Source organism: Kitasatospora sp. NPDC091335, from assembly GCF_044757205.1.
In the GTDB taxonomy this organism is placed as follows: domain Bacteria; phylum Actinomycetota; class Actinomycetes; order Streptomycetales; family Streptomycetaceae; genus Kitasatospora.
The window spans coordinates 40149-58578 of record NZ_JBIVUM010000019.1; the positions used below are offsets into that span (position 1 = coordinate 40149).

Here is an 18430-nt window from a genome sequence, read left to right on the forward strand (position 1 = left end):
CGCGGCCTGACCAACCGCGAGCACAGCCCCCGGACGCCGACGGGGCAAGTCCAGGGGAAGGGCGGCGACAGAAGGGCGACTCAGGAGGCGAACGGCTCGATCTCCCCCGCGAAGACGATGATCTGGTCGATGAGGTTCCGTCGCAGATGGACGACATCCGTCCCCACCAGGCGGGGGCCTCCATCGGGCGTGGTGAAGACCCACTGGTACCGGGCCCATTCGCCAGGCATGTCCACCGCTGAGCAGCGCACCATCGTGCCGGTCCCCGCCGGGTGGCGCCGGATGTCCAGCACGAACCGCTCGACCGCCTCGATCCCTTCGCTGCGGCCCAGCGGCCCCCAGAAGACCACGTCCGAGGTCAGGGCTTGCGGGAGCAGGGCGGTCACATAGCTGTCGTCCGAGGCGTTGAACGCGGAGATGAACGTGTCGATCGCGGAGCGTGCGGTCTCTTCCTGCATGTCCCAGTAATACCAGCCGTTGTGGTTCCACCGGATGCCCGGACCGTCATCCCCGAATTCCGTTTGAACATGCCACTCCCGTGGACAACTGACTACTCGTCGTCAGTAAATCGCCGACGGTGGTGCGACTGGCTCCATCTTCCTTCCCTTCAAGGTGCTCCCTCATGCTCACGTCCCGCCGTCCCCGCGTGCTCCGCCCCGTTGACGAACTCGCCGAACAATGGGGGAGTCACCTCCGCCCGTGCGGCATCGGCAGGTTCGTCCGGGCTCTCGTCGCCTCCTCCGCCACCCTCGTCTGAAAGTTCGATTCCCGGTGCACCTCTCAACCCTCGCCCGCCACACGCTTTCCCGTGGCGCCACCCCCGCAGCCACCTACGCCCTGATCGCCCGCCTCGGCCACCAGCCCCTCCGCGTCGCGCGCGCCGTCTGCCTCGCCCTCGACATCCCCCAGGCCGAGACCACCCGCCGCCTGACCGACTGCTACGACGCCCTCCTCGCCGACCCCCGCCCCGACACCGAGAGCGACACCGGCGAACTCCTCGAAGCCCTCGGCGTCTTCGACATCCCCAAGTCCCTCACCGACACCGAACTCGCCGTCGTCGAGCACTTCCTGGTCGCCATGGACGCGATGGGCGGCATCCGCCCCGGCCATCAGCACGGGCTTCAGCGCTGGTTCACCACCGGCAACCTCACCGACGCCTACCTCTCCCTGGCCGCCGCCCAACCCCTGCCCCGCACCGGCAACCCCACCCTCTACTGGACCACCCTCGTCACCGCCGGGGAACTCCTCGCCACCACCCTCCCCTCCGAACGCCGCATCACCCACGCCCTCACCCACTGCCGCACCCGCGCAACCCACCCCTGAGCACGGGAAGTCGACCCCGCCGACCTCCTACACAGGGGACCGGAAGACGCCGTTGCCGCTCGGCGGGGCCGAAGCGGCAACGGGGTGTGGTGCTGGGCTCAGCGGGCGGCCGCGCGCTGGAGGGCGCTGGCGAGGAGGGCGAGGTCGGTGGGGCCGTTGCCGAGTTCGCGGACCGGGCGGCGGGCCGGCGGGGCGCCGAGCTGGAGCGGGTCTATCGCGACCACGGTGGGGCGCAGGGTGGCGGTGCGCGGGATGCGGCCGCTGATCCGGGCGGTCTGGAAGGCGCTGACGCCGCCGTCCGGCAGCCGCAGGTAGCCGCGGCCCGGGGTGTCCTCGGGCAGGGCGGCCGCGTCGCCGAGGTGGATCAGCAGGTCGGAGTCGGCCGGGTCGTCGGTGCGCAGCGCGATCCGGAGCAGCGCGGCCTCGTCCACCTCGGTGCCGGCGCTCTCCTCGGGGCGGCCGGTGGCGACGGCGAGGTGGACGCCGAGCGGCCCGCCGCGGCGGGCGACGGCGGCCAGCGCGCGGGCGAGCGGCCGGCCGGCCGGGGAGGTGGGGGAGAGCAGCGCGTCGTAGTCGTCGACGACGACGACCAGCCGGGCGGGTACGGGCGTGGCGGCGGGGCCGTCGGACGGGCGGGGGCCCTCCGCGCTGCGCGGCGGGATGACCCGGGGCGTGATGGCGGCGCCGCCGCCGACGGTGGCGGGCACCGGGACCTGGGGGCGCTCCGCGCCCGCGTCCCGCCCGTCGAGGCGGTGCTCGTCAAGGCGGTGCTCGTCGAGGCCGCGCCCGTCCAGGCCGTGCCCGTCCAGGATGCGCGTGGCGTGCCAGGACGCGAAGTCCAGCCCGTCGAACAGCCGTTCCCGCAGGGCGAGTTCGTCCTCCAGCGCCTCGGCCGCGAGCAGCGCGGCGCGCGGGTCGGTCGCGGCGTTCACCCGGCCGGTGACGTGCGGCAGCTCGGTACAGCCGTCCAGGCCCTCCTCGGTGGCCCGGCCCTCGACGATCGTGACGGTCAGCCGCTCGGGCCGTTCGGAGACGGCGAGCGAGGCGACCAGGGTGCGCAGCAGCTCGGTCTTGCCGGAGCCGTGGGCCCCGCCGATCAGCAGGTGCGGGCCGCCCGGGTCGGGGGAGGGGAGGGTGAGTTCCGGGTCGGCCAGGTCGAGCGTGCAGAGCTCGTCCCTGGTGGTGCCGAGCAGGGCGGTGGCGGCGCCGATGCCGCCGGCGTGGGCCTCCCAGCGGGCGGAGAGCTTGGCCGGGGTGACGGTGTCGAGCTGGAGCAGGTCGAGCAGCCGCAGGGCGTCGGGCAGCGGGCCGCGGGTGGCCGGGGCGGCTTCGCGCAGCGGGGCGAGGACGCGGGCCAGCCGTTCTGCCCAGGCGTCCGAGACGGCGTCCAGCGAGACCTCGTGCAGGGTCTCCCGGCCGCGGGCGACCGGGCGGTCCAGCGAGAGCTGGGTGCCGACCTCGCCGGTGATCAGGGCGGTGGCGCCGAGGCCCCGGGGGAGCAGCTCGGGCTGCTCGGCGAGGCAGATCGGGAAGATGCCGACCGCCGGGCCCTGGCGCAGCAGCAGGTCGAGCGCCTGCCGGGCGGCCTCGGTGGCCGGGCGGCCGTCCACCACGACCACGGTGGCGCCGTGGCCGCCGAGGCCGCTCGGGCCGTTGAGCCGGGCGGTGAGCTCGGTCAGCCGGGCGGTGGCCTGTTCGTCGTCGAGGCCGATCAGCAGCCGGCAGTCCTGGCCGTCGACCGGGCGCAGGTGGGGCAGCCACAGGGCCCAGGCCCAGGTGTCGGCGCGCTCCTCGACGGCGCGGGCCGGGTCGGCGTCGACCACGACCAGGCTCAGGCCGGTCGGCGGGTGCAGCGCGGCGAGCTGGGCGACGACGGCGCGGGTGAGCGCGTCCAGGCGCTCGCGCGGGCCGCTGAGGCCGAGGCTGCCCGCGGTCTGGAGGTCGAGGGTGACCGGGACGGCGGGCAGCATGGTGCCCGGGGTGGTGCCGGGGCCGCCGGGGCGGTCGGCGGTGCCGAGGCGCAGGGTGAGCGCGTCGGGGTGGCCGGGGCCGCGCTCCCAGAGCCGGGGGCCGGGGCCGACGGCGTTCAGCAGCAGGGTGGCGAGGTCGGGCCAGCGCTCGCGCTGGGCGGCGGTCTGGCGCAGCCGTACCGCGGCGTGGTGGCGCTCGGCGCTCTCCTGGCCGGGCGGCTCGGCGGCGCGGCCGGGCAGCAGGGAGAACAGGCCGCGGCCGCGGCCGGGCGCCGGTTCGGGGGCGGCGGGCGGCTCGGCCACCGGCGGTGCGGGCCTGACCGGGCCGGGTGCGGCGAGCTGGAGGTGGCCGTGGCCGTCCGGCAGGGCGGTGCGGACGGCTCCGACGGCCTCGGCCGGGTCGGGGGCGGCCACTTGCAGGGTGGACTCGCCGATCCGCAGCACGGCGCCGGGCTCCAGCGGGACGGCGGCCTCCGGCGGTGCCGGCGGGACGAGCCGGCCGTCCAGGGTGGTGCCGTTGGTGGAGCCGAGGTCGCGTACGGAGATCCGGCCGTCCTCGCCTAGGTGCAGGGAGAGGTGCAGCCGGGAGACGTCCGGGTCGTCGAGCGGGACGTCGGCCTCGGCGGAGCGGCCGATCCGGATCTCCCGGCCGTGCAGCCGGTGCACGCCGCCGGCGTCCGGGCCGCCGACCACGCGCAGTTCGGCGGCGGCGGGGGCGTCGTCGGGGTCGTCGGCGGTCGGGTCGGGCTCGTTCAGGCTGAGGACGGCGCCGTCGAGCAGTGGCGGGTGGCCGAGCAGGGTGTGTTCGTCCACCCGGTGCGCCCCGGCGTACAGGTGCACGTGGGTGGCGGCCCGTGGCCCGCGCACGCCCACGGCACCCGCCAGTGCGCCCGCGATGGCGCCGAGTGCGGTGCCGACGGGCGCGGTGACCAGCACGTCCACGTAGGGAATGGCGGAGCCGGCGGCGGACGGGCCGCTGCGCGGTCGGAGGACGGTCAGCCGGATCTGCATCTCGCCCGCGGGTCCCTTCTGCTGATGTGAAGCCTGGTACCGCTGCCCGGTGCCGTCGCGGACGCACCGGGCGGTCGCGGCGACCGTGTGGGCCACACGAGTGCCGAGTGTCCATCCTGCCATCCGTCACGGACGGTCCGCGCACCGTACCGGATTTGACGATCTTGCGATCATCGCCATGTTGGAGGCGACGGTGGGTCAGGTCAACCGTCGCGACCCGGGCCTGCGGACGGGCCTGCGGATGGGCCCGGGGACGAGCCCGGGGACGAGCCGGGGGACCGGCTCCGGGTACTCCCCTAGGGGATGTCCCCCAACCCTGCTCCGAAGGCCCGCCGGGCACCCCGAAAACCCCAACGGACACCGTTAGAGTGGCCGCAGACACGGGCCCGGCAGGCTCACCGCACCGGCGGAGGAGCGCCCCGCGCGGGCGGCACGGCGAGGAGTGCGACAGGTGCGGCCAGTCGGCAGCAAGTATCTGCTGGATGAGACCCTCGGGCGAGGTGCGACGGGCACCGTCTGGCGCGGTGTGGTGCGCGAGGACGTCCAGGTGCCTGGCTGCGCGCCCGGGCAGCGGGTGGCGATCAAGGTGCTGCGCGAGGAGCTGGCCGCCGACCCGGACGTGGTGATGCGCTTCCTGCGCGAGCGCTCGCTGCTGCTGCGGCTGACCCACCCCAACATCGTCCGGGTCCGCGACCTGGTCGTCGAGGGCGAGCTGCTGGCCCTGGTGATGGACCTGGTGGAGGGCCCCGACCTGGCCCGCTACCTGCGCGCCCACGGCCCGTTCAGCCCGATCGCGGGTGCCCTGCTGATGGCCCAGGTCGCGGACGCGCTCGCGGCCAGCCACGCGGACGGGATCGTCCACCGCGACCTCAAGCCGGCCAACGTGCTGCTCGCCTCCATCCTGGTGGACGGAACCGAGCAGATGCACCCGCTGCTGACCGACTTCGGCATCGCCCGGCTCGCCGACTCCCCGGGCGTCACCCGCACCCACGAGTTCGTCGGCACCCCCGCCTACGTCGCGCCGGAGTCCGCCGAGGGCCGCCCGCAGACCTCCGCGGTGGACGTGTACGGCGCCGGGATCATGCTGTACGAGCTGGTCACCGGCCGCCAGCCGTTCCAGGGCGACAGCGCGCTCGCCCTCCTCCAGGCCCACCTGGCCCAGGAGCCGCAGCGGCCCAGCACCATGCCCGAGCCGCTCTGGACGGTGATCGAGCGCTGCCTGCGCAAGGACCCGGCCCAGCGGCCCGGCGCCACCTCGCTGGCCCGCGCCCTGCGGGTGGTCGCGGCCGGGGTCGGCGTGCACGCCTCCCCGGTGGCGGTGGACGAGGCGCTGGCGGTCGGCGCCCTGCTGGTGCCGGACCCGCAGCCGACCGTCGTGCCCGCCGCCGTGCCGCTGCTGCCGCCCGCGGTGCCCGGCGCGATGGCCCCGGGCACCGAGGACCGCACCCAGCTGCTGCCGCCGACCCCGGGCGGGGGGCAGTTCGACCCGGCCGCGGCGACCCGGGTGATGGGCACCCAGCCGCCGGCCGCGCCCCCGCAGGGTGCCGAGGACCGTACCCGGATGATGCCGCCCGTCGCCGCGCCGCCGCCCCTGCCCGCCGGGCCGCCGCAGGAGGAGGAGCCGCACCCGTGGCAGACCCAGCTGCGCGCGGCGCGGGACCGCAACCAGCAGACCCAGGTCGGCTACTTCGGCCCCGAGGACTACGAGGACTACCCGCCGCCGCAGCTCGCCCCGCCGCCCTACCAGGCCGGCCAGGGCGGGCATGGCGGCCAGGGCGCGCCCGGCGGGCGGCCGGGGCAGCAGCAGCCGCCCGGCGGCTACCGCCAGCCCCCGCCCCCGCCCGGCTACGCCCAGCGCCCGCCGGTGGCCCCGCCGCCCTACCAGGGCGGCCAGGGCGGCCACCCCGGTCAGAGTGGCCAGGGCGGCCACCCCGGCGCCCGGGGCGGCGGCCGTCCGCAGTCGGCCGGCGGCTACCGGCAGGCCCCGGCCGGGTACGGGCAGGCGCAGTCGCAGGGCGGCTACCCGCCGCCGCCCGCGCCCGCCCCGGTGGCCCGCAGGGCCGAGCCGCCGGCGCCGCAGCACCGGGAGGCCCCGCCGCAGCGCCGCGAGGAGCCGCCGGCGCCGGCCCGCCGCGAGCCCGCACCCGCCCGCGAGCCGCGCCCGCGCAGCCGCAACCGGATGTACATCCCGGGGCTCGGCTGCTTCAAGGGCTGCCTGATGGTGCTGCTGGTGCTGGCCCTGGCCGGGGCGGCGCTGTGGAACTTCACGCCGCTGCCCCACTACTGGGACAACGTCGTGGGCTGGTTCGATTCGGCGCGCGACTGGGTGAACAGCGTCGTCGGCAAGTAGCGCCGTCCGGGGCCGGGCCGGAGCCGACCGGGGCTCAGGACCGCCCCGGACGTCGATATTGACGCTTTGTCGACAGTTTGTGGGATTTCTCGGCCGAGACTCCGGCCCCGGGCCCCTCGGGCGGCCCCCGCGGGGCCTCCGGGCGCGTAGGTTGGTCGCTGTTGTCCCGCCCCACCGAGCGCGCCGGACCCCCGGAGCGCTCCCGCGCCGCCCACGGAGCAGCATTGGCACGCAAGATCGGCAGCCGGTACACCGTCCACCAGGTGATCGGCCGGGGTTCGGCCGGGACGGTCTGGCTCGGTGAGGGGCCCGACGGCCCGGTGGCCGTCAAGCTGCTGCGCGAGGACCTCGCCGCCGACCAGGTGCTGGTCGGCCGCTTCGTCCAGGAGCGCACCGCGCTGACCAGCCTCGACCACCCCCGGGTGGTCGGCGTGCGCGACATGGTGGTGGACGGCAGCGACCTCGCCCTGGTGATGGAGCTGGTCCAGGGCACCGACCTGCGCTCCCGGCTGGAGCGGGACGGCGCGCTGCCGCCGCAGACCGCCGCCTCGGTCATCGCCGACGTCGCCGACGGCCTGGCCGCCGCGCACGCCGCCGGGATCGTCCACCGCGACGTCAAGCCGGAGAACGTCCTGCTCGACCTCGCCGCCGCCCCGGGACCGGGCGGCGCCCCGCGCGCCAAGCTCACCGACTTCGGCGTGGCCCGCCTGGTCGACGCCCCGCGCCGGACCAGGGCCACCCGGATCATCGGCACCCCCGACTACCTCGCCCCCGAGATCATCGAGGGCCTGGAGCCGCGCGCCGCCGTCGACATCTACGCCCTCGCCACCGTGCTGTACGAGCTGCTGGCCGGCTTCACCCCGTTCGGCGGCGGCCACACCGGCGCGGTGCTGCGCCGGCACGTCACCGAGCAGGTGCCGCCGATCCCCGGCCTCCCGGACGGGCTGTGGCGGATCATCTCCGAGTGCCTGGCCAAGGCCCCCGCCTCCCGGCTGCGCGCCGCCGAGCTGGCCGCCAGGCTGCGCGAGCAGCTGCCCTCGCTGGCCGGCCTGCCGGTGCTCGCCGTGCCCGGCCAGGGCCGCGCCCCGGCCGAGGAGCAGCTGACCCCGGGCGAGGCCGTCTACGCCGAGATCGACGCAGCCCCCGGCGCTCACAAGCGTCGCCGCGGCCCGGCCGTCCCGCTGGTGCCGGGGGCCGCCCCGGACTCCACCCGGGACACCCACACCAGCCTGCGCCGCCCGTCCGCCGACGAGCTGGCCGCGTACGCGGTCGAGTCCCGCGCCCAGCGCGCCGCCCCCGGCCACCGCAGGGACCGCCAGGCCCTGCTGCGCCGCCGCCGGCTGCTGGCCGTCCTGCTGGCCACCGTGCTGCTGCTGGCGGGCGCCGCCGCGGCCTGGACGGCCTTCGCGGCCACCGTCCCCGACGAGGGGCACCCGGCCCGTCCCGCGGTGTCGGGCACGGCCTCGCGGGCGCCCTGAAGCCGGGGCCCGGCCCCGGGCGTGACGGCGGCCGGGACTCCTGAGGAACCGGGGGTGTCGCCATGACCACTCCCGGAACCATTACCCTGGGGGCGTGGCAGCCGTCGATCCTTCCGAAGAGCTCAAGAACCTCGATACGACCATGGGGTCGATCGAGGCCGTCCTCGACCTGGACAAGATCCGGGCCGACATCGCGGTCCTGGAGGAGGAGGCAGCCGCCCCCACCCTGTGGGACGACGTCGCGAACGCGCAGAAGGTGACCAGCCGGCTCTCCTTCCTCCAGGGCGAACTGCGCCGGGTCGAGGGCCTGCGCAGCCGCATCGACGACCTGGGCGTGCTGTTCGAGCTCGCCGAGGCCGAGAACGACGCGGACACCCGCGTCGAGGCCGAGACCGAGCTCGTCGCCCTCCAGAAGGCGGTCGAGGAGCTGGAGGTCCGCACCCTCCTGTCCGGCGAGTACGACTCCCGCGAGGCGCTGATCAACATCCGTGCCGAGGCCGGTGGCGTGGACGCCGCCGACTTCGCCGAGCAGCTCATGCGCATGTACCTGCGCTGGGCCGAGCGGCACGGGTACCCCACCGAGGTGTACGACACGTCGTACGCCGAGGAGGCCGGCATCAAGTCGGCGACCTTCACCGTGAAGGCGCCGTACGCCTACGGCACCCTCTCGGTCGAGCAGGGCACCCACCGCCTGGTGCGCATCTCGCCGTTCGACAACCAGGGCCGCCGGCAGACCTCCTTCGCCGGTGTCGAGGTCCTCCCGGTCGTCGAGCAGTCCGACCACGTCGACATCGACGAGGGCGAGCTGCGGGTGGACGTCTACCGCGCCTCCGGCCCCGGCGGCCAGGGCGTCAACACCACCGACTCGGCGGTGCGCATCACGCACCTCCCGACCGGCATCGTGGTCTCCTGCCAGAACGAGCGCTCGCAGATCCAGAACAAGGCGTCCGCGATGAACGTCCTCCAGGCCAAGCTGCTGGAGCGGCGCCGCCAGGAGGAGAAGGCGGCGATGGACGCCCTCAAGGACAGCGGCAGCTCCTGGGGCAACCAGATGCGCTCCTACGTCCTGCACCCGTACCAGATGGTCAAGGACGTCCGCACCGCGTACGAGGCCGGCAACCCGCAGGCCGTGCTGGACGGCGACATCGACGGCTTCATCGAGGCCGGGATCCGCTGGCGCAAGCAGCGGGAAACCTCGAACGAGGCGTGAGGATTCCGGCCTCGATGAACATCAGGCACAGCATCGAGGCCGGCATCCGCCGGCGCAAGCAGCGCGAGACCAGCGCCGAGTAGCACGCCGGGTGACAGCAGACATGACGAAGGCCCCCGACCGCAGCGGTCGGGGGCCTTCTCGTACGTCAGGGGAACTCAGGCCAGTGCCTGCCGCGCGATCAGCGCCACCGCGAGCAGCCCGGCCAGCAGGGCCAGCAGCACCGCGGGGGAGAGCGCGGCGAACGGCCCCTGCTGCTCCTGAATCCGGGCCCGGTTGGCCCGGCACACCGGGCAACGCCCGTCGCTGACGCGGCCGTTGCAGTTGGCGCACACCAGATGGTCGCAGGTCATGCGATCTCCTCCTCGCTGCTGTTGCCAACGCACCGGACGGGGCTTTGGTTCCATGGACTGCCCTGTACGGGGGAGCGGCCGGGCGCGGTCGCTCCCTCCACTCTGCCAGGTTCCGGCGGTTCCGGCTCCCGGGCTGTGAGATGCCTCGCAATATTCGGGGCATAAACGGACATTCTCTCCCATGGTCCGGACGCTGTCACGGGCGGTCCCTGCGGGCCGGTTGCCGATTCGCGTATGGTCCCAGTCCGGGAGCGGCCCTCTGCCCTCCTTTCGCCCGCCCGCGGACCGGGCCTCCGGGGCGGATCGAGCGAGGACTGGCGCCGCCTAGGATGGCCTCCGTGATGCAGCCGTGATCAGATTCGACAACGTCTCCAAGACCTATCCCAAGCAGAACCGTCCCGCCCTGGACAACGTCTCGCTGGAGATCGAGAAGGGTGAGTTCGTCTTCCTGGTCGGCTCGTCCGGCTCGGGGAAGTCCACCTTCCTCCGCCTGTGCCTGCGCGAGGAGCGGCCCAGCACGGGCGCGGTCCACGTGCTGGGCAAGGACCTCGGCAAGCTGTCCAACTGGAAGGTGCCGCACATGCGCCGCCAGCTGGGCACCGTCTTCCAGGACTTCCGCCTGCTGCCGAACAAGACGGTCGCGCAGAACGTCGCCTTCGCCCTGGAGGTGATCGGCAAGCCCAAGAGCGCCATCAACAAGGTGGTGCCCGAGGTGCTGGAGCTGGTCGGCCTGGGCGGCAAGGAGGACCGCATGCCGGGCGAGCTGTCCGGTGGTGAGCAGCAGCGCGTGGCGATCGCCCGTGCCTTCGTGAACCGTCCGATGCTGCTGATCGCGGACGAGCCGACCGGCAACCTCGACCCGCAGAACTCGGTCGGCATCATGAAGCTGCTCGACCGCATCAACCGCACCGGCACCACGGTGCTGATGGCCACCCACGACCAGGCCATCGTCGACCAGATGCGCAAGCGCGTCATCGAGCTCGACAAGGGGCTGCTGGTCCGCGACCAGGCCCGCGGCGTCTACGGATACCAGCACTGACCGACCAGCGCTGACCCGTGGGGCCGCCGGCCCGGACCGCCAGACCACGAGCAGTACCGACCCTGGAGTTGTTTCCCGCATGCGTGCCCAGTTCGTCCTGTCGGAGATCGGTGTGGGTCTCCGACGCAACCTGACCATGACCATCGCGGTCGTGGTCAGCGTCGCGCTCTCCCTCGCCCTCGCCGGTTCCTCGCTCCTGGTCCGCGACCAGGTGAACTCCATGAAGGGGTACTGGTACGACAAGGTCGAGGTGAGCATCTACTTCTGCACCAAGGCGGATGCCCGCAACTCGCCCCAGTGCGACAAGGGCGCGGCCACCGACCAGCAGGTCCAGGACATCAAGGACCAGCTGGACAAGATGACCTCGGTGGTCCAGTCGTCCACGTACGAGAGTTCGGCCGAGGCGTACAAGCACTGGAAGGAGATGAACCCGGACAACCCGCTCATCTCCGTCCTGGGCCCGGACGCCATGCCGCAGTCCTGGCGGGTCAAGCTCAACGACCCGACCAAGTACGACGTGATCCAGAGCGCCTTCGCCGGCAAGCCCGGCGTCAAGTCGGTCGAGGACCAGCGGAAGATCCTGGAGAACCTGTTCGGCCTGCTCAACGGCCTCCAGACGGCGGCCTTCGTGATCATGGTGCTGATGCTCTTCGTCGCCCTGCTGCTGATCGTCAACACCGTCCGGGTGTCGGCGTACAGCCGACGGCGTGAAACCGGCATCATGCGCCTGGTCGGTGCCTCGAACTTCTACGTCCAGATGCCGTTCATCGCCGAGGCGGCCTTCTCGGCGCTGCTCGGCGCCGCGATGGCCTCCGGGCTGCTGGTCGGCGGGCACTTCTTCGTCCAGAACTGGCTGGCCGACCGGGTGCAGTTCATCCACTTCATCGGGCTCGGCTCGGTGCTGGCGGTGATACCGCTGCTGATCGTGGTGGGCATGGGAATGGCCGGCGTCGCGGCGTTCTTCACGCTGCGCAAGTACCTCAAGGTCTGATTCGGGGACACCCCGACGGCCCCGGACGGCACTGCGCCGTCCGGGGCCGTCGGCGTTCCGCGGTCCACCGTTGCGGCCCGTCCCGCGCGGACCGGTGTCTACACTCCCGTGACATGCTGCAGAATCCGCGCAGGGCCCGCCAGGTGGCCGCTCTCAGCCTGGTGTTCGGCGCCGTGCTGCTGACCGGCGCGGCCACCGGTGCCTGGGGCGATCCGGGCGGTCCGCCGCACCGCCCCTCCGCCGACACCGCCCCGGCGGCCGTCGGCGGCCTGCCGGCGGACCCGGCCGGCGCCGCCCTGTCCGAGCAGCAGGCCGAGCACCTGCTCGCGGCCGGCGGCGACCGCTGGGGCGCGTACTACAGCGCCCAGGAGTACGCGGAGTTCAGCCAGGGCCTGGACGGCCGGTACCCGGGCGTCGGCCTCTCGGTCGGCCGGGGTGAGGACGGCGTCACCGAGGTCGCCCAGGTCGCGCCGGACGGCCCGGCCGCCGCGGCCGGGATCGCCCCCGGCGACCGGCTGCTGCGGATCGGCCAGGACCAGGCGGACCGCCTGCCGGTGACCGAGGTGGTCGCTCGGCTGCGCGGCCAGGGCGACGAGCGGCGGGCCGGCTCCGAGGTCACCCTGGCCGTCCGGCGCGGCGGCGCCGAGGTGCGCGAACTGCGGCTGCGGCGCGTGCTGCTGGACAGTCGGCAGGTCACCGCGGAGCAGCTGGGCAAGGGCGTGCTGCGGGTGACCGTACGCGGCTTCACCAGCGGCGTGGCCGACCAGGTGCGCGCCGCGCTGCGCGCCCCGCACGCCGGCGTGGTGCTCGATCTGCGCGGCAACTCCGGCGGGTTGGTGGACGAGGCGGCCGGCACCGCCGGGATCTTCCTGGACGGCGGAACGGTCGGCTCGTACCAGGAGCGCGGTGAGACCAGGGAGTTGACCGCCCCGCCCGGCGGCGACCAGCGCACCCCGCTGGTGGTGCTGGTGGACGGCGGCACGATGAGCGCCGCCGAACTGCTGGCCGGCGCCCTCCAGGACCGCAGCCGCGCCGTGGTGGTGGGTTCGCGGACCTTCGGCAAGGGCACCGTCCAGCAGCCCAGCCGGCTCGCCGACGGCGCCGTGCTGGAGCTGACCGTCGGCCGCTACCACACCCCGGCCGGCCGCTCGCTGGACGGCACCGGCCTGACCCCCGACGTCCCGGCCGGTTCCGGCGAGGAGGCCGACGGGCTGGCCCTGCGGGTGCTGTCCGGGCTCGGCACCCTCGCCTAGCCCGGCCGCTAAAGCAGCTGCCCCATCCGGCGTCGAAGTGCGAGAATGGCCGCGCTATGGCAAAGGAAACCGGACAGAAGCTGATCGCGCAGAACAAGAAGGCGCGACACGAGTACACGATCCTCGACACCTACGAGTGCGGCCTCGTCCTCACCGGCACCGAGGTCAAGTCGCTGCGTGAGGGGAGGGCCAACCTGGTCGACGGCTACGCCTACATCCAGAACCACGAGGCGTGGATCGACAACGTCTTCATCCCCGAGTACACCCAGGGGACGTGGACCAACCACGCGGCCCGGCGCAAGCGCAAGCTGCTGCTGCACAGGATGGAGATCCAGAAGATCGAGACCAAGGTCCGCGACGCGGGTCACACCCTGGTCCCGCTCTCGCTGTACTTCAAGGACGGCCGGGTGAAGCTCGAACTGGCACTCGCGGTCGGCAAGAAGCTCTACGACAAGCGCCAGACGCTGCGGGAGAAGCAGGACACCCGCGAGACGGCCCGTGCGGTGGCGGCCGCCCGGCGGCGCCAGGGTTAATCCGCTGGACCCTCGCCCGTCGCCTCGCGTAGTATGGCGCAAGCAACACGGACGATCACCGTCCGAGCTGTTTCTCAAAAAAACATGGGGATGATCGGTTTCGACAGGGGATGTTGAAACAGGGGAAGCGAGCCGAGGAACGCGGCAATGATCTCGTAAACCACGTGTCGCAAAAAAATAATCGCCAACTCTAAGCGCGATTCCCAGCAGTTCGCTCTCGCTGCCTAATAAGCACCGATAGCGCTTGGGTGTCAGACCGGGGAGTTCCCGACCCGGACCCTGGCATAATCTAGGGAACTCAACCGTCCGCCCGGGCTGCGAGGGTGGATGGGAAATCAAACAGCAGCTGGGCCTGTTGGCGGCTTGTCCGTGTGACCGCCAGGGCCGAGAAAAGCACAGCGGACTGCGCTCGGAGAAGCCCTGAATTAACTCCACTGGACCCGGGTTCGATTCCCGGCATCTCCACCACCCCATGTTCATGTCGAAGGCCGTCCACCGCTCAGCGGAGGGCGGCCTTCGACTTTTGTCCGCTCCGGAGCAGCGCGGCCGGGGGGTCGCGGCGTAGGATCATCCGTCCGCTCGTTTTCCGGAGCCGGATTCCGCCGCTACCACCGAGGCCATGCAGAGCAACACGCCCACCACCCCCGCCACCGACCACGAGACCGTCCGCGCACGCGAGATCGCCGGTGAGCAGCAGCACCTCGACACCGTCTACCACCGGTTGGAGGAGAAGCTCGCCGAGGCCGAGTACATCCTGGAGGACGCCGCCAAGCGGGTCCAGGTCGGTACTCCCGGCGCGCTCGCCGAGCGGGACGCCCAGGTCTACCGGGCCGGCGCCCACCTCCAACGCCTGAACAACGAGTTCGAGGACTTCCTGTTCGGCCGGATCGACCTCCAACGGGCGGACGCCCCCGAGGAGCACGGCATCCCGTCGGACACCCCGCTCGACCGGGCCGACCCGGCCGTCGCCGAGACCCTGCACATCGGCCGCCTCGGCGTGCTGGACGCCGAGTACGGTCCGCTGGTGATCGACTGGCGCGCGCCCGCCGCCGCGCCGTTCTACCGCGCCACCCCGGTCGAGCCCGGCCGGGTGATCCGCCGCCGGGTGATCCGTTCCAAGGGCCGCAAGGTGATCGGCGTCGAGGACGACCTGCTGCGTCCCGACCTCACCCCGACCCTGGACGGCGAGGAGCTGGCCGTGGTCGGCGACGGCGCGCTGATGGCCTCGCTGGGCCGCGCCCGCAGCCACTCGATGCGCGACATCGTCTCCTCCATCCAGCGGGAGCAGGACGAGGTGATCCGCGCCGCGGCCGCGGGCGCCACCCTGGTCACCGGCGGCCCCGGCACCGGCAAGACCGCGGTCGCCCTGCACCGCGCCGCCTACCTGCTCTACCAGGACCGCCGCCGCTACGCCGGGGGCATCCTGGTGGTCTCGCCGACCCCGCTGCTGGTCTCCTACACCGAGGGCGTGCTGCCCTCGCTCGGTGAGGAGGGCCAGGTCGCCATCCGGGCCGTCGGCTCGCTGGTGGACGGCATCGAGGCGGGCACCTACGACACCCCCGAGGCGGCCAGGGTCAAGGGCTCGGCCCGGATGGTGCAGCTGCTGCGCCGGGCCGCCCGGGCGGCGCTGGAGCTGGGTGCCCCGCAGGAGCTGAAGGTGGTCGCCCGCGGCGAGGTGCTGAAGCTGGACGCCGGCCGGCTGAAGGCCGTGCGCGGCAACGTGGTGGGCTCCGGCGGCACCCCGCTGAACCTGCTGCGCCCGCGCGCCCGCCGGCTGCTGCTGGACGCCCTGTGGCAGCAGGCCACCAGGGACCTGCCGAAGCCCGCCGACCACTACGCCCGCGAGCAGCGCCAGGAGGAGAAGGAGTCCTTCGACGAGTACGTCTCGGACGAGGCCTCCTTCCTGGACTTCCTGGACGCCTGGTGGCCGGCCGTGACCCCGCGCCGGGTGCTCGGCACGCTGCGGCAGCACCGGCACACCAACCGGATCGCCCGCAGGGCCGTCACCCCGGACGAGGCCAGGCTGCTGGCCGCCTCCTGGCGCCACCTGTCGGCGGCGGGCGAGGGCGCGCTGTCCGCGCACGACGTCGCGCTGATCGACGAGCTCCAGGTGCTGCTCGGCGAGCCGGCCCGCCCGAAGTTCCGCGAGGTGGACGCGGTGGACCTGCTGAGCGGCCTGGAGGAGGTCACCACCTTCGCCGACCGCAGCGCCCGCCGGCGCGACAGCCTGCCGGTCGAGCGCAAGGAGTACGCGCACGTCATCGTGGACGAGGCGCAGGACCTCACCCCGATGCAGTGGCGGATGATCGGCCGGCGGGCCCGGATGGCCACCTGGACGATCGTCGGGGACCCGGCACAGTCCTCCTGGCCGTTCCCGCAGGAGGCCCAGGGCGCGCTGGACGAGGTGCTCGCCGGCAAGCCGCGCCGCCGCTTCACGCTCACCGTGAACTACCGCAACCCGGCCGAGATCGCCGAGGTGGCGGCCAAGGTGCTGGCGCTGGCCGCACCGGGCACCCCCTCGCCGAGCGCGGTGCGCCACGTCGGCATGGAGCCGCGCTTCGCGGCCGTCGCCGACCCCTCGCCGGAGGCCTTCGGCGCGGCCGCCAGGGCCGAGCTGTCGCGGCTGCTGACCGAGGTGGACGGCACCGTGGCGATCGTGGTGCCGATGGACCGCAGGACCGAGGCGGCGGGCTGGGCCGAGGGCCTGGGCGAGCGCGTGGTGGTGCTGGGCAGTCTGGAGGCCAAGGGCCTGGAGTACGACGCGACCGTGGTGGCCGACCCGACCGGCATCGCCGGCGAGTCGGAGGCGGGCCTGCGGGTGCTGTACGTGGCGCTGACCCGCGCGACCCAGCGGCTGACCGTGCTCTCCGGCCCGGACGACCTGCCGGACGCGGCCGGCGTGCCCGCGCTGCTGCACGGCTGACGGACCGCAGCACGAAGGCCCCTCACCGGTTGGTGAGGGGCCTTCAGACGTTGATGACACCGACCCGCCATGCTCGCCTCGCGGCAAGTGGTCCCTCGAAGGGACGAAGGTTGGGCCCGGGGGCTTGGATCGAGCCGGTGTCCCGTCCAATGTAACGCATCGGCCGGAGGAGGCAAGGAGTGAGCGGCGGGAGCCCGGCGGCGTTCGGGTGGGATTGTCGGATCCGCACACTCAATGAACGTTATTTCTGGCTACCCCTCGGAAGGTGCGACGATCGAGTCCCAGCATGCGCAGGCGATGCCTTCAACAAGATGTTGAGCCTGCGGGACAGACGGAAGAAGGAAGCGTCGATGGCGACGGTGCCCAGTGTCTCCAACTCGATCACGGTACGGCTGGAGGTCCCGGCCAGGGGCAACGCCGTCAGTGCGATCACCACGGCCGTGGAGTCCTCCGGCGGATCGGTGACCGGTCTCGACGTCACCGCCTCCGGCCTGGAGGCGCTGCGGATCGACGTCACGGTGGCGGCCTCCTCGGTCGTGCACGGCGAGGAGATCGTCGAGAAGCTGCGCACGATCGACGGCGTGTCGATCGGCAAGGTCTCGGACCGCACCTTCCTGATGCACCTCGGCGGCAAGATCGAGATGTCCTCCAAGCTGCCGATCCGCAACCGTGACGACCTCAGCATGATCTACACCCCGGGCGTCGCCCGGGTCTGCATGGCGATCGCGGAGAACCCCGAGGACGCCCGCCGCCTGACCATCAAGCGCAACAGCGTGGCCGTCGTCACCGACGGCTCGGCGGTGCTGGGCCTGGGCAACATCGGCCCGGAGGCCGCGCTGCCGGTCATGGAGGGCAAGGCCGCCCTGTTCAAGCGCTTCGCCGGCATCGACGCCTGGCCGATCTGCCTGGACACCCAGGACTCCGACGAGATCGTCGCCATCGTCAAGGCGATCGCCCCCGGCTTCGCCGGGATCAACCTGGAGGACATCTCCGCGCCGCGCTGCTTCGAGATCGAGGCCCGGCTGCGCGAGGCCCTGGACATCCCGGTCTTCCACGACGACCAGCACGGTACCGCGATCGTGGTGCTGGCCGCCCTCACCAACGCGCTGAAGGTGGTCGGCAAGGAGATCGCCGACATCCGCGTGGTGATGTCGGGCGCCGGCGCGGCGGGCACCGCGATCCTCAAGCTGCTGATGGCCGCCGGCGTCGAGCACGCCACCGTGGCGGACGTCCACGGCGTGGTCCACCTGGGCCGCGGGGACCTCGACGACAGCCTGCGCTGGATCGCCGAGCACACCAACCGCTCGGGCCGCACCGGCAGCCTCAAGGAGGCCGTGGCGGGCGCCGACGTCTTCATCGGCGTCTCGGCCCCGAACGTCCTGGACGGCGATGACCTGGCCACCATGGCGCCGGACGCGGTCGTCTTCGCGCTGGCCAACCCGGACCCGGAGGTCGACCCGGCCATCGCCCGGCAGACCGCCGCCGTGGTCGCCACCGGCCGCAGCGACTTCCCGAACCAGATCAACAACGTGTTGGTCTTCCCGGGTGTCTTCCGCGGCCTGCTGGACGCCCAGAGCCGTACGGTCAACACCGAGATGATGATCGCCGCCGCCCGGGCGCTGGCCACCACCGTGGCCGACGACGAGCTGAACGCCAACTACATCATCCCGAGCGTGTTCCACAAGGACGTGGCCAAGACCGTCGCCGCCGCCGTGCGCGAGGCGGCCCTGGCCGGTGCCCAGGAGGCCCCCGTACCGGCCCGTCCGACCCCGGGCATCGTCGGCACCCTCGACACCGCCGCTTTCCCCGTCGTCAAGCTCTGACGGAGGCATCGGGCGACCCGTCACGGATCGCTCAAATGTGCGAATAGCGGTCATACCCGCCCAGTCCCGCCCCGAACCCTTGCGACACAAGGGCGAGGGGCGTGTTTGGGCTTGTCAGTCCTAGGGCGTACCGTAGCTCTGCACGGGGCAGGCGTGTCCGACAAGTACGGAAC

At 73.2% G+C, this 18430-nt stretch carries 13 protein-coding genes and 1 other RNA gene; 11 read left to right on the forward strand and 3 right to left on the reverse strand.

Features of this window, described 5'->3' with window-relative positions:
- Positions 1 to 80: 80 nt before the first annotated feature.
- Complete coding sequence (locus ACIQOW_RS31725; protein WP_401090773.1) at positions 81 to 458, reverse strand: nuclear transport factor 2 family protein; 378 nt, start codon at positions 456 to 458, stop codon at positions 81 to 83.
- A gap of 313 nt (positions 459 to 771) precedes the next feature.
- On the opposite strand from ACIQOW_RS31725, the gene ACIQOW_RS31730 reads away from it, so the two are divergent.
- Positions 772 to 1323, forward strand: coding sequence for a hypothetical protein (locus ACIQOW_RS31730; RefSeq protein WP_188295952.1), 552 nt, complete (start codon positions 772 to 774; stop codon positions 1321 to 1323).
- 98 nt (positions 1324 to 1421) lie between these two features.
- Here ACIQOW_RS31730 and ACIQOW_RS31735 read toward each other — a convergent pair whose 3' ends face one another.
- Positions 1422 to 4400 carry an FtsK/SpoIIIE domain-containing protein gene (locus ACIQOW_RS31735; protein WP_401090775.1) on the reverse strand — a complete coding sequence of 993 codons (2979 nt, stop codon included), beginning with the start codon at positions 4398 to 4400 and terminating at the stop codon, positions 1422 to 1424.
- Between the two features lie 355 nt (positions 4401 to 4755).
- On the opposite strand from ACIQOW_RS31735, the gene ACIQOW_RS31740 reads away from it, so the two are divergent.
- The 3 genes from ACIQOW_RS31740 to prfB all read left to right on the forward strand — a co-directional run bounded on the left by ACIQOW_RS31740 (position 4756) and on the right by prfB (position 9342).
- Positions 4756 to 6654, forward strand: coding sequence for a protein kinase (locus tag ACIQOW_RS31740; protein ID WP_401090777.1), 1899 nt, complete (start codon positions 4756 to 4758; stop codon positions 6652 to 6654).
- 224 nt (positions 6655 to 6878) lie between these two features.
- A complete protein-coding gene (locus tag ACIQOW_RS31745; protein ID WP_401090779.1) occupies positions 6879 to 8132 on the forward strand; it encodes a serine/threonine-protein kinase in 1254 nt (417 codons plus the stop codon).
- A gap of 94 nt (positions 8133 to 8226) precedes the next feature.
- The gene (gene prfB / locus ACIQOW_RS31750; protein ID WP_401090781.1) at positions 8227 to 9342 is read left to right on the forward strand and encodes a peptide chain release factor 2; all 1116 of its coding nucleotides are present in this window, start codon (positions 8227 to 8229) and stop codon (positions 9340 to 9342) included.
- A gap of 158 nt (positions 9343 to 9500) precedes the next feature.
- On the opposite strand, the gene ACIQOW_RS31755 is transcribed toward prfB, so the two are convergent.
- Entirely contained in the window at positions 9501 to 9695 is a 195-nt protein-coding gene (locus tag ACIQOW_RS31755) for a hypothetical protein (protein ID WP_188298092.1), read from the reverse strand.
- A 349-nt stretch (positions 9696 to 10044) separates the two neighbouring features.
- On the opposite strand from ACIQOW_RS31755, the gene ftsE reads away from it, so the two are divergent.
- The 7 genes from ftsE to ACIQOW_RS31790 all read left to right on the forward strand — a co-directional run bounded on the left by ftsE (position 10045) and on the right by ACIQOW_RS31790 (position 18257).
- The gene (ftsE, locus tag ACIQOW_RS31760; protein ID WP_030059730.1) at positions 10045 to 10734 is read left to right on the forward strand and encodes a cell division ATP-binding protein FtsE; all 690 of its coding nucleotides are present in this window, start codon (positions 10045 to 10047) and stop codon (positions 10732 to 10734) included.
- Positions 10735 to 10813: 79 nt separating this feature from the next.
- The gene (ftsX, locus tag ACIQOW_RS31765) at positions 10814 to 11725 is read left to right on the forward strand and encodes a permease-like cell division protein FtsX (RefSeq protein WP_188298093.1); all 912 of its coding nucleotides are present in this window, start codon (positions 10814 to 10816) and stop codon (positions 11723 to 11725) included.
- A gap of 113 nt (positions 11726 to 11838) precedes the next feature.
- Positions 11839 to 12978 (forward strand): S41 family peptidase, encoded by a 1140-nt coding sequence (locus ACIQOW_RS31770; protein ID WP_401090784.1) that lies wholly within the window; start codon positions 11839 to 11841, stop codon positions 12976 to 12978.
- A 56-nt stretch (positions 12979 to 13034) separates the two neighbouring features.
- Positions 13035 to 13511 carry an SsrA-binding protein SmpB gene (gene smpB / locus ACIQOW_RS31775; protein ID WP_188298095.1) on the forward strand — a complete coding sequence of 159 codons (477 nt, stop codon included), beginning with the start codon at positions 13035 to 13037 and terminating at the stop codon, positions 13509 to 13511.
- A gap of 86 nt (positions 13512 to 13597) precedes the next feature.
- Positions 13598 to 13979, forward strand: a transfer-messenger RNA (tmRNA) gene (ssrA, locus tag ACIQOW_RS31780).
- A gap of 151 nt (positions 13980 to 14130) precedes the next feature.
- Complete coding sequence (locus ACIQOW_RS31785; protein ID WP_401090785.1) at positions 14131 to 16434, forward strand: HelD family protein; 2304 nt, start codon at positions 14131 to 14133, stop codon at positions 16432 to 16434.
- A 350-nt stretch (positions 16435 to 16784) separates the two neighbouring features.
- Positions 16785 to 18257, forward strand: a complete 1473-nt coding sequence (locus tag ACIQOW_RS31790; protein ID WP_401090786.1) for an NAD-dependent malic enzyme — start codon at positions 16785 to 16787, stop codon at positions 18255 to 18257.
- The last annotated feature ends 173 nt before the right edge of the window (positions 18258 to 18430 follow it).